At 65.5% G+C, this 13,586-nt stretch carries 3 protein-coding genes (1 of these 3 running past the window's edge); all 3 read left to right on the top strand.

The annotated features are described in order from the left end of the window. Positions 1-7,818, top strand: partial view of a non-ribosomal peptide synthetase gene (locus CDV46_RS25560; RefSeq protein WP_087725811.1) — the 3' portion only. 20,406 nt of this gene lie to the left of the window's left edge; the window shows 7,818 of its 28,224 coding nt (coding positions 20,407-28,224); its start codon lies beyond the left edge, outside the window; the stop codon is at positions 7,816-7,818. Then, positions 7,811-11,059, top strand: coding sequence for a non-ribosomal peptide synthetase (locus CDV46_RS25565; protein ID WP_176399197.1), 3,249 nt, complete (start codon positions 7,811-7,813; stop codon positions 11,057-11,059). Before CDV46_RS25560 ends, CDV46_RS25565 begins: the two co-directional genes overlap by 8 nt. 296 nt (positions 11,060-11,355) lie before the next feature. Beyond that, on the top strand, positions 11,356-13,545 hold the full coding sequence (locus CDV46_RS25570) for a TonB-dependent siderophore receptor (protein ID WP_176399198.1): 2,190 nt from the start codon (positions 11,356-11,358) through the stop codon (positions 13,543-13,545). The last annotated feature ends 41 nt before the right edge of the window (positions 13,546-13,586 follow it).

Raw genomic sequence — 13,586 nt, forward strand, 5'->3', positions numbered from 1 at the left:
GAACTGTCGTTGACGACGAGCGAGTCGCCGGAAGGGGCGATCCGCGCCGATCTCGACTATGTGCGGGAGTTGTTCGACGCCGAGACTGCGGCGCAGTTTGCTGCGCAATACGTACGCCTGTTGTCCGGATTCGCCGAGGCACCGGATCGGGCAATCGGCGATATCGCCCTGCACGACGCACAAGGGTTGGAAGTCTTGCTTGCGTGGGGGCGTAACGACGACGGCCCGGCGCACGCGTCACCGGTGCACGAGACGATTGCCCGTCAGGCGGCGGCAACGCCCGACGCCATCGCCGTGATCTTGGACGACACCCGGCTCACCTATGGCGAGCTGGAGTTGCGCGCCAACCGCCTTGCCCAGTACCTGCTCGGCGTGCGCTCCGCAACCGGGGAGGCGCGGGTCGGCATCGCGATGCGACGCTCGCTCGACCTCGTTGTGGCAGTGCTGGCCGTGTTCAAGGCTGGGGCGGCTTACGTGCCGCTCGACCCGGATTACCCCCAGTCGCGGCTCGCCGATATCGTGACGGACAGCGGACTGGCCGCCATTCTGGCCCATGCGGACGTGCTTGACCGGCTGCCGGCGGACGTGGCATTGCCGGTGCTCTGTGTCGATACGCTGGCGCTCGATCAGGGCGACCACGTTGATGTGTCCGCGCCGGACATCCGCGTCCACCCGGCGCAGTTGGCCTACGTGATCCACACATCGGGGTCTACCGGCAAACCGAAGGGCGTCGCGATTTCGCATGGCGTGCTCGCCCGTCATGTCGACGTTTCAGCCCGCTTCGCAGGCATCACTGCCGCCGATCGCGTGCTTCAGTTCTCGACCATCAACTTCGATCCTTTCGTGGAGCAACTGTTGCCGTCGCTCTGCCTCGGCGGCACGGTGGTTCTGCGCGGTCCGGCGGTGTGGAGCGCAGCGGAGTTCCGTGAGCAGGTCGAACAGCACGGCATCACGGTGGCTGACCTGCCGACGGCGTACTGGCAGATGATCACGCGCGAACTGGGCGATAGCGAAGCCTTCGCCGGTCTGCGCGAAGTGCATGCCATGGGTGAAGCGATGCCGCTGGAGACATTGCGGCAATGGCGCGCCAGCCGTGCCTTCGGCGGCGTGCGGTTGTTGAACACCTACGGGCCGACCGAAGCCGCGGTCACGGCAACGCTGTTCGATGCGTCAGCGGCCGATGTCGACGCGCTGCCCGCACTGGTGCCAATTGGTGTGCCGCTGGGTCAACGCGCGCTGTATGTGGTCGACGCCGACTTCCAGTTGGTGCCGGCGGGCGCTATTGGCGAACTGCTGATCGGTGGCGACTTGCTCGCACGCGGCTATCTGAATCGCGCGGACCTGACGGCCGACCGCTTCGTGCCCGATCCGTTCGGCACCGGCGGCGGGCGCTTGTACCGCACCGGCGACCGGGTGCGCTGGCGGGCCGGTGGCCAACTGGAATACCTCGGCCGGACCGATCACCAGATCAAGATTCGCGGCTTCCGCATCGAACCGGGCGAGATTGAAACGGCATTGCTCGCACAACCCGGCGTCGGTCAGGCGGTGGTGCTGGCGCGGGACGTCGATGGCGCGACGCGTCTCGTGGGATATGTCACGCTCGCCAGCGAGCACGCGGGCAGTGCGCCGGATGCGGCGGCGTTGCGACTCGCCCTCGGCGCAGTGCTGCCGGACTACATGGTGCCGTCCACCTTGATGGTGCTCGACGCACTGCCGCAGTTGCCGAACGGCAAGCTTGATCGCCATGCGCTGCCGGTGCCGACATTCGCGAAGCCAACGTTCGAAGCACCGCAAACGGTGTTTGAGCAGTCGCTGGCCGATCTCTGGCAGGAAGTGCTGTCAGAGGGCCGTCGCGACACGTCCAGCGGGGTGCGCGTAGGCCGTCACGACAATTTCTTCGCGCTCGGCGGCGACTCCATCCAGATCCTGAAGATCGTGGCACGGGCCGCCAACCGTGGGATCGCGCTTTCCCCACGCCAGATGTTCGAATCGCAGACGGTCGCAGCACTTGCCACTTCGGTGGTGTCGGCGCAGGGGCAACAGGCCGGGAGCGCAAGCTACACTTCGGCGTCGTCGATCCTGCCGCTCTCGGATCGGTCGCACCTGCCGGCGTCGCACGCCCAACGGCGCATGTGGGTGCTCTGGCATCTCGATCCGCAAAGCAGCGCGTATCACATTGCCGACAGCGTGCGGGTGCGTGGCAAGCTCGACATCGATGCGCTTCAGGCGACATTCGATGCCATCGTGGCGCGACATGAGAGCTTGCGGACGACGTTCTCGCAGGACGCCGATGGCGACGTGCGCCAGATCGTCCACGCGGCGGCAACGGTAGCCATCGTGCGTGGCACGCATGCCCCGGCACAAGCCCGGTCATGGGCGGCCGCATTCATGGCGCAGCCGTTCGATCTCACACAGGGGCCGCTATTGCGTGTCGGGATCGTCTCGCTCGGGACGGACGATCACCTGCTGGTGGTGGCGATGCATCACATCGTCTCGGATGGCTGGTCAGTCGACGTCATCCTCGATGAGTTCGCCATCGGTTACCGGGCAGCGCTTTGCGGCGAGTCGCCTGAATGGCGCGCGTTGCCGGTGCAGTACGCCGACTATGCGTCGTGGCAGCGCACCGTGTTGAACGACGCGGAGAAGGAACGTCAACTGACCTACTGGCGGGAGGCGCTCGACGACGGTGCGCAGACGCTGGCGTTGCCTACGGACCGCCCGCGTCAGGCCCTCGGACGCTATCGCGCCGCGCGGTTCCCGGTCACGTTGTCGCCGGCGCTGGCGGCACAACTCGGCGCGTTGGCCCGTCAGTACGAAACGACGGTGTTCACGGTGCTGCTCACCGCATTTCAGACGGTGCTGCATCGCCATACCGGGCAGCAGACGATCCGCGTCGGTGTGCCGGTCGCAAACCGCGAGCGTGCAGAAGTGCAGGGCCTCATCGGTCTGTTCATCAACACGCAGGTGCTCGGCGCGAAGATCGCACCGCGCATGACGCTTGACGCGTTGCTGCTTCAGACGCGCGAGCGCGTGAGCGGCGCGCAGCAGCATCGCGAGTTGCCGTTCGATGTCCTCGTTGAAGCCATGCAGCCCGAGCGCAGCCTCGTGCATTCGCCGCTCTTCCAGGTGATGTTCAATTTCGAGCAGGAAGACCGCCGCGTGCTGTCGTCGCTGCCGGGGCTGACGACCGAGCGTTTTGACGCGGTCGACCAAGCGGCCCAGTTCGATCTGACGCTGAACCTGCGCAGTTCGCCGGACGGTGTCATCGACGGCAGCTTCCAATACGCCCGGGAATTGTTTGACGAGACCACGGTGGCGCGCTTCATGACGCATTACGTGGCCGTGCTGACGGCGTTTGCGGCATCGGCCGAGACGGCAGTCGGCGATATCGCGCTCGCCGACAAGGCGGAAGTCGAACGACTGCGGGCATGGGGTCAGGGCGAAAGCACGGCCGAGGGCAGACCGGTCGCCGTACACGTCGCGATTGCCGCGCAGGCGGCCCGCACGCCATTGGCCGTCGCGCTCGTGCTGGACGACGACAGCCTGACCTATGCCGAACTGGACGCTCGCGCCTGCCGCCTTGCGCGTCATCTGAGCAGCGCGGGCGTGACCCCCGATACCTGTGTCGGTATCGCCATGACGCGTTCGCTCGACATGGTGGTTGCCATGCTGGCGATCCTCAAGGCGGGCGCCGCCTACGTGCCGCTGGACCCGGATTATCCGTTGGCGCGTCTGACCTACATGATCGAAGACAGCGGTATCCGGGTGCTCGTGAGCGACGCCGCCGTCATCCGCAAGTTGCCCGCACTGACGCAAATGGCGGGTGTGAACACGCTCGATGTCGACTCGCTGGATCTGCACTCCGACGCGAGCGCAACCTCAGCACCGGCGATCCCGCTGATGCCGCAGCGACTGGCGTATGTGATCTATACGTCCGGGTCGACGGGACAGCCGAAGGGCGTGGGTATTGCGCATGACGCGCTCGCCGGGCACATCGACGCGACCATTGGCTATGCGCGTCTGACGCCGTCGGACCGCGTCCTTCAGTTCTCGACCGTCAACTTCGACGGCTTCGTCGAGCAGCTTTTCCCGCCGCTCTGTCTGGGCGCGACCGTTGTCATGCGTGGCCCCGACTTGTGGACCACCGACGAGTTCGTGGCTCGCGTGGCACGTCACGGTCTGACTGTGGCGCACTTGCCAACGGCCTATTGGCACGTGCTCTCGCAGGATCTGGCCAACAGCAAGACGTCGCTGGCTCCGCTGCGGGAGTTCCACGCGGGTGGCGAGGCAATGTCGGCACAAGGCTGGCGGCGCACGCAAGCGAGTACCGTGCTGGCGCCGGTGACGTTGATCAACACTTACGGGCCGACCGAAGCGACGATTACTGCAACGGTGTATGACGCCACGTCGGTGACTGATGCCACGGCCGCGACGTTCCCCGGCACGGTGCCGATCGGGCGGCCGTTGCCCGGACGCCGCGTGCAGGTGGTCGATTCCGACATGACCGCGGTGCCGCAAGGCGCTGTGGGCGAACTGGTCATCGGCGGCGATCTGTTGGCGCGTGGCTATCTTGGCCGCCCGGCGCTGACGGCGGAGCGCTTTGTGCCGGACCCCGAGCGCAGCGATGGCGGCCGCTGCTACCGCACGGGTGATCTCGTGCGTTGGCGCGCCGACGGACAACTCGACTATCTCGGCCGTATCGATCAACAGGTCAAGATTCGCGGCCTGCGTATCGAACTGGGCGAAGTGGAAGCCGCGCTGCTGGCGCTCGCCGGTGTGCGGGAAGCCGTGGCGTCTGCCGTGCAAGCCACGTCCGGTGAGGGCAACCGGCTGGTCGCATGGGTGGTGGCGGAGGGGGGCGCTTCACCGGAAACGCCGGTATTGCGTACGGCACTGGCCCGAACCCTGCCAGCGTACATGGTGCCGGAAGCCATCGTGGTACTCGACGCGTTGCCCATGACACCCGGCGGCAAAGTGGATCGTCGCGCACTGGTGATGCCACAGGGTGATGCGTCGCACTCTGCCACCACGGCAGCGATCCCGAGTGGAGAGACTGAAACCGCGCTCGCCGCGCTGTGGCAGTCGCTGCTCGATGTGCCGTTCGTCGGCCGCGACGACAACTTCTTCGCGCTCGGCGGGCACTCGTTGACGGCGCTGCAACTCGTTTCACGTGTGAAGTCAGCACTGGGCCGCCAGTTGTCGTTGCGCGATGTCTTTGCTGCCCCCACGCTCAGCGCGCTGGCGCAGCAGCTCGAATTGGCGCCGCACGTTGCGGTTGACGGGCCGGCGCTGGTCCGTGTGCCGCGCGCAGAACGCATGCCGCTCTCACCGACGCAATACCGCCTGTGGCTGGCCGACAAGCTGGCCGGCCCAGAGGACGCTGCGTCGTACACGCTGGCGACCGCCATGCGGGTCACGGGCAATTTCGACGTGGACACCGCCCGGGCGGCGATGGCAGCGCTCGTCGCACGACATGAAGTGCTTCGCACGTGCTATCCGGATGACGACGGCGTGCCGTATGCGCGCATCGCACCGATGGGTAAGGCAGATATCGAGGTTGTCGATCTGGAAGGGGATTCGGCAGACGCGAAGGAAGCCGCCATCGCTGACGCCATGGCCACCCAGTCGCAACATCGGTTCGTTCTTGCTTCCGGACCCCTTGCCCGCATTCGGGTGCTGCGACTGTCGCCGAACGAACACGTCGTGCTGTTCGCCGTGCATCACATCATCGCGGACGGTTGGGCTATGAGTGTGTTCGTCGGCGAGTTCGCGACGGCCTATGCCGCCATTCGCAGCGGCGAGGTGCCTGAGTTCACATCGATGCCGGTGCAATACGTGGACTACGCCGACTGGCAACACAAGGCGCTCGATGGTGTGTCCGGCGAAGCGCTACGCGGCTACTGGCGCGATGCCTTGCAAGGTGCGCCCGCTGCGTTGCGTCTGGACACGGATCACCCGCGTGCGGTGGCGACATCGACCGCAGGCGCGGGTGTGCCGTTCGTCCTCCCGCAATCGCTCAACGCACCGCTGCGGGCATTTGCCCAACGTCACGGCACGACGCCGTCGACCGTGCTGCTCGCCAGCTATCAGGCGTTCCTGCACCGGCTGACCGGCATGGACGATCTCGTCGTGGGCGTGGACTCGGCTGGCCGCAACGATGCAGCGCTCGAACCCATGCTCGGGTTCTTCGTGAACGTGCTGCCGGTGCGCTCGCGTCTGGATACCGGTGAGCCGTCGTTCGGTGCACTCACGGGCAGAACGCACGACGCAATGCTCGGCGCCATCGCCAACGAGGCGCTGCCGTTCGAGCGCATCGTCGAGGCATCCGGCGTGGCCCGTGTGTCAGGGCGGAGTCCGCTCGTCCAAACCCTCTTTGTCATGCAGAACACGCCACGCGGCGCGCTCGCCATTGACGGTCTGCACATCGACCCGATCGGGCAAGCGACCACGTCGTCGAAATTCGACATGGCGTTGTTCCTGAATGAAACCCCGCTCGGCTTTGCCGGCGAATGGGTGTACGCGACCGATCTGTTCGTGCACGCCAGCATCGAACGCTTTGTCGCCACCTGGCTCAAGCTTCTGGAGACCTATCTCATGGAACCCGATACCCCGATGCCCCCGACGCCCCCGATGACCCCGCCGCCGGCGCAGGACGCCGCACGTACGCGTGACGCCGCGCGCGCCGCAAAGCTCGAAAAGCTCGGCGCATTGGGCGGTGGACGCAAGCTCGCCCGTCCGGCGGCGGATGCCGCTCCCGGAAATGCCGGCACGCCGGACTATCAGGTCCGCATCACGCCGATGCAGGCAGGCACGGGCTTTCCGGCCCTCATCGAACCGCTGCACGCAGACCTCGACCCGTTCGTATGGGCGGCACGGCATCGCGAGCAGATCGATATCTGGCTGGCACGCCACGGCGGTCTGCTGCTGCGCGGCTTCGCCATCGAAGGACCGCGCCAGTTCGAGCGCTTCGTAGAAGCCATCGTGCCCGAACTTTACGGCGACTACGGTGATCTGCCGAAGAAGGAAGAGGGGGACCGGACGTATCGGTCGACGCCGTACCCCGAGAAGGAAATGATCCTCTTCCATAACGAAAGCTCGCACCTTGAGCAATGGCCGCGCAAGCAGTGGTTCTATTGCGAGTTGCCCTCGCAGGTGGGCGGCGCGACACCGATCGTCGACGGCCGCGAGATGCTGCGCCGGTTGCCGCCTGACGTCGTGGATCGCTTCGCGCGGCTCGGCCTGTGCTACGTGCGCACATTCATCGAAGGGCTGGACGTGCCGTGGCGCCAGTTCTTCCATACTGATAGCCGGGAAGACGTCGAAGCCCGCTGCCGCGCCGTCGGCACACAGGTGCGCTGGTTTGGCGACACATTGCAGACGGTCTCGCGCGGCCCGGGTGTGCTGCGGCATCCGGTCACCGGCGAACTGGCGTTCTTCAATCAGGTGCAACTGCATCACCCGTACTTCCTCGCGCCGGACGTGCGTCAGCATCTGATGGACATTGCCGGTGAAGACCGCTTGCCGCGCAACGTCCTGTACGGCGATGGCACGCCCATCGACGACGAGACGATGGCGCTGATCGGCAACGCCTACGAGGCATGCGCGTTCCGCTTCGACTGGCAGCGGGGTGACGTCGTCATGCTCGACAACCTGCTGGTCGCCCACGCCCGCGACCCCTATCAGGAGCCCCGCAAGATCGTGGTCGCGATGGCGCAGATGATGTCGCGCGACAGCGTTCCCGCGACGAACGTGAATGACGACGCGGCGAGTCCCGTCAATCCGCCGATCCCGATGCCGCAGGGTGACGACCATGCATGAATCGCCCCCAACACCGCAAGCCATGACCAATAACGGATTCGGACTGACGCCGGAACAACGCGCACGGGTTGCGCTTGGCATGGAGACGGCTTGCGTGGCCGTCGTCGTGGAGCCCGACGCCGCGCTCGGACCGGAGGCGGTGCGTGCCGCTTGGGCCGCGCTGCCGGCGCGGCACGAGATGCTGACGATGGCCACCGGTCAGGTCGAGGGCTTTCGTGGCGTACGTCATTTGCCGGAGGCACCTCCCAAGGGGCTGCCGTGGATTCAGATTCACGAGACGGGCAACTCGGCAGACGCAACCGCGCTGGCGATGGCGTCAGGGCCAATGCCGGCGCAAGCCGCATCGCAGCAGGCCAATGCCTGCGCCATCTGGCTCACGTGTGATAGCGGCACGCGGCTCATCCTGATGGCGCGCGCGTGGATGTTCGACGAGGCCAGTCTCGTCGTGCTCGCGCAGGCATTGCTTGCCGATGCGCAACATTCGCAAGGGCGCGGGGTAACGGACGACGACGCGCCGTTGCGCTACGAAGACTTCGCGTCATGGCGAGACAGTCTCGTCGAGGGCGAGGATGGGCTCGACGGACAAGCCTACTGGCGCCGCTATCTAGATGAGGGCGGCACGCCACATGACGGCCTTCGACTGCCGTCTCGTCAGTCTCGTCATCAGGCAGCAGCGCCAGTGGCACCGGCACAAGACGCGCCATTACATGCTGCACGGCGCACCGTAGGGCCAGAGATCGGACAAGCGTTGGTGGCAATCGCCCAAGCACGTGGCACGGCCCCCGGCCTGTTGTTGCAGGCAGCATGGTGGGCGCTGCTCGCGCGGATCGGCGGCCAGACGGTGGTGGACGGCACGGTATGCCACGACTGCCGCACCGACTACGGCCCCCTCGCGGGCTCAGTCGGTGTCTTCGAGCGTCGGCTGCCAGTGCGCGTGCGCCTCGACGATACGTTTTCGCTCGTGGACGCCGCTTGCCACCTGAACGAGACCATCGAGGAACATCGTCATCGGCAGGAGTCGGTGCCGGCCAGCATGACGCGCCACGGGCTCGCCTCGATCCGCACGCTGGTGTGGGATTCGGCCATCGTGCCAGCGCGTCTGGTTGGCCTGCACGCGCCGCTCGGCAAGGCGGAATGCCATCTCGATCTGGTGACGGACGCGCGAGGCGCGCTCACGCAATTCGCGCTGACCGGCGACGCGGGGGCTTATCCCGCCGAGGCCATCGAGGTGCTGGCAGACCAGTGTCTGACGATGCTTGCGTCGCTGGCCGCACAAACGTCCCGAGCCGATGCGCCGTGGCGGCAACTCGACGTCACGTCGAGCGTTCAGCGATCACGCTATATGAGTTGGACAGGGCCGGAACTGACCGTGCCCGACGAGACGGTGATTCACACGCTGCTGCGGCACGCGCAGGAAACGCCCGGCGCCAATGCCATCGAAGGCGAGGGCAAGTGCCTTACATGGTCCGAACTCGCGAGCGAAGTATTGACCGTGTCGGCCAATCTTCAGGCACGCGGCGTGCGTACGAGCGACACGGTGGCGCTCGCCATGCCGCGCACCGTGGATATGGTGATTGCCTTGCTGGCGACGATGCGGGCAGGCGCCGCCTATGTGCCGCTCGATCCCTCATGGCCGGCTGCCCGTATCCACGCGGTGCTGTCGCAGGCCAAGCCTGTGCTGGCGATCGCGGCACCGCCGTTCGAGCCTGAGGCGGAAGGCGCACCCGTGCCCGTCGTGTCGTTCTCGACGCTGGCGCTGCCAATGACAGGTGACGCCACGTTGCCTGCCCCTCGCGCGGCAGATTGTGCCTACGTGATCTTCACTTCGGGATCCACCGGCGTGCCGAAGGGCGTGCCGATCGGGCATCGTCAACTGGCGAACTACGCTCATGCAATCGCCGACCGGTTGTCGCTCGGCCCCGGTCATCGCGTCGCCCTGAGCTCCACGGTGGCGGCCGATCTCGGTAATACGGCACTGTTCGGCGCCATCGCGGCCGGGGCGTGTCTGGTCGTCGCCACTGAAGCCGATATGGCGGACGGCGCCGCCTTCGCTCGATTCATCGGCCGCACCGAGGTCGATCTCGTCAAGATCACACCGTCTCATCTCGACGCGCTGGTGCAGATCGCCTCGCCCGTGTTGCCCGCCACCGTCGTGCTCGGCGGTGAAGCGGCGCCGCAGCCGTTGGTTCGAACACTGCGGCAAATCCGGGCAGACGTACGCGTCGTCAATCACTACGGACCGACGGAGACCACGGTCGGCGTGCTGACCCACGATTGCGCTGTTGAATCGTCTATCGGTCTGGACAGCGCCACGCTGCCTTTGACCCAGCCGCTCGCGAACTGCTATGCACGCGTGCTTGACGATGACCTGTCGATCACCCCGGTCGGCGCACGCGGGATGCTCTATCTCGGTGGCGCGCAGTTGACGGATGGTTACCTCGGTCGTGACGCCGGGGAAGGGTTCGTGGACGACCCGTTCAAACCGGGTGCGCGACTCTACCGCACCGGCGACGTCGCCCGATGGTTGCCGCAAGGCGGGATTCAATGGCTTGGCCGCGCCGACGAACAGGTCAAGATCCGCGGCCACCGCGTTGAGCCGGCGGAAATCGAAGCCGCATGTCGCGACATTCCGGGCATCGCGCAAGTGACCGTGCGCACGTGGGGCAGCGGCGCACAGACGCTACTCGCGGCCTACGTGGTGGCGCCCGGGGTAACCGATGCATCAACACTCGTCGGCGAAACGCTCGCCAATCGACTGCCCGGCGCATGGGTGCCAGCGTTTGTCGTGGCGCTGGCGACGATGCCGCGTCTGGCTAACGGGAAGGTCGATCGGCAGGCCTTGCCTGACCCGAGAGTTGCGGAACAAGGAGGCGGGGGTGCGGCTGTCGACGAATCACCACGAACACCGCTTGAAGTCTGGCTGGCCAAGCGGCTCGAAGACTTGCTGGGACGCGCCCCCATCGGCGTGACACGCAGCCTTTTTGCGCTGGGCGGCGATTCGCTGACCGTCATCCGCTTTGTCGCCCGTATCGGCGAAGGGCTGCATATCGAGGTACTGCCGGGGCAGGTATTCGCCACGCCAACGATTCGCGCTCTGGCAGACGCCCTCTATGCACGTCAGGACGGTGGCGATGGACTCGTTCGCCGCGCACAGGCCCGGCTGGCGTTCGATGCGTTGCCGCCCGAAGCCCAGGCGGCATGGCTGGCGCGTGCCCGTCAGGCGAGTAACGCGGCGACCTGAGCGGCGGCGCAACCCAACAACCCATGGGATCGCCCGGGCACGTGGCTCGGGCGGAATCCGAAATCATTTCGTTGTCATGACGGTCCGGCCCGTTCTCATTGTGAATGCAAATGAGAACGGTTATTATTTCACTTCTATTTTTACGTCGGGCGGAATTCCTGATCCCGATGCAGCATGCGCCGCTGAGAGCGCGCCACCACACGTCAAGGGGAAGGTTGCACATGAAGTCGATTCACGGGCAGTACCGAACAATACGGAGGGGCGCACTCACACCGAGTCGTACAAGTCTGGCGGTTATGTTGCTGCTTCTGGGGCAAGCGGCTGCGGCACAGGCGCAGTCTCAAGCCACGCAGGGCAACAGCGCGGCGCAACCGGCGAACAATGCCGCAAGTGACACCGCAACAGCGCCCGGGGCCGCACCGGTCGCGGCACTGCCGGCAACCAACGTGGAAGACCAGCGCGACGCGGTGGCCGAAGCGCTGAACCCTCCCACGACGGTTGGCTCGAAGATTCCGATGACGGCACGCGAAATCCCGCAAACCGTGTCGGTGATCACACAAGAGCAAATCAAGGAGCAGAACTTCCAGACGCTCAAGGACGCCATGCAGTACGCGCCCGGCATCACCACCTTGCAGAGCGACTCGGACCGTGTGCAGTACTACGCACGCGGCTTCCCGATCACCTCGTTCCTTGTGGATGGCACGCCGTCCTACGTGAACAGCAGCATGTCGGTCACCGCCGATACGTTCCAGCCGAGTCTGGCGATCTACGACCGGGTCGAAGTGCTGACCGGGCCGTCAGGCCTGCTGAATGGCTTCGGCGCACCGGGCGGCGCGGTCAACCTCGTGCGCAAGCACGCGCAGAAAGAATTCGAGGCCAGCGCAACGCTCAGCGGCGGTACGCGCGGTAACAGCGGCGCCACCATCGACGTGGGCGGACCGCTCAATCCGGCAGGGTCGCTGCGTGGGCGCGCCGTCGTGTCGTATACCGGCGCCGATGGCGTGCAGGACACCACCAACACGCGCAACAAAGTGCTGTACGGCACGCTGGAAGCCGACCTGACGTCTACGACGCTGCTGCGCGTCGGCGCGAGCTACAACGAGTACACGTCAAACGAGCCGTGGATCTGGGGCATTTACACCGACGGCACCTACGGCAATCTGCCGCGTGGCCATTACTACGGCGCCGGCTGGAACCGCGACACATTCCGCACCACGGATCTCTTTGCCGAATTGCACCAGAAGCTCGGCGGCGGCTGGACGGCCAAGGCCGTGTTCGATTACGTGTACTCACGCTCGAACACTCTGCAAGCTAGCCAGTTCAATGCGTGGGACCCGGCAACCTACACCGGCGACATCAGTTCGACGAACAACGTGGTGAGCGAGGGCAAGACCAATATCGACGTGTCCGCGACGGGCCCGTTCACGCTGTTCGGGCGCACGCATCAGGCCACCATCGGCGCCAACTACATGCGCATGGTCGAGCACCAGTCGCAGTACTACGGCACGCCGGACAACCTGTTCAACGTCTCCAACGTCAACCTGCTGAACATTCTGTACCCGATGCCGGTGTTCCCGGGCACGCCCGACACGGTGAGCCGCAACAACACCTATGCCAAGCAGTACGGCATCTACGCGCAGACGCGTCTCTCGCTGCTCGATCAGTTGACCCTGATTCTCGGCGGGCGCGTGAGCTGGTACCAGTCGAAGTTCGCAGTCGATCCGACCTACAACGTCTTCAACATGAACGGCAACTCGCTGGGCAACGCCGGCAAGTTCACGGGCTATGCGGGGTTGGTGTACGACCTGAACAAGACGTGGTCGGTCTACGCCAGCTATACGAGCATCTTCCAGCCGCAGGACAACTTGCTGACGACCTCCGGCACGCTGATCAAGCCGATCACGGGTGATCAGTACGAAGCCGGGATCAAGGGCGAGTTCATGGACGGCCGCTTCACGACGGCGTTTGCGGTCTATCAGATCAACCAGTCCAACCGCGCGATGATCGACCCGAACGACCCGACCCAGTCGCACTACGTGGCGCTGGGCAAGGCGCGCACGCGTGGCTTCGAGGTCTCGGGCACGGGTGAGTTGCTGTCCGGCTGGAAATTGTTCGGCAGCTACACGTACAACAACAGCCAGTTGGAAGACTCGAACAGCTTCGACACGATCGCGTCGCCGTTCTCGTCGATTTCGCCGCACAACATCTTCAAGCTCTGGACCAGCTATCGCCTGCCGGGCAGCTGGAACGGGCTCACCGTGGGGGCGGGCGTGACTGCCGTGAGCGAGACATCGACGACGCGTAACGGCTTCACCGCCAATCAGGGCTTCTACGCCGTGGTCGATGCGTCGATCAGCTATGCGTTCACGAAGAAGACCTCCTTGTCGCTCAACGCGAACAATCTGTTCGATCGCGATTACTTTGCTGCGGCTTACGCCCGAGGCCAGCCGCGCACCGTGATGTTGACCCTGCGAACCGCCTATTGATTGACGGATCGACGGTTTGACGTAAGTGCAGGACCTCTGGC

This window comes from Pandoraea sp. PE-S2T-3 (assembly GCF_002179965.1).
Lineage (GTDB): Bacteria > Pseudomonadota > Gammaproteobacteria > Burkholderiales > Burkholderiaceae > Pandoraea.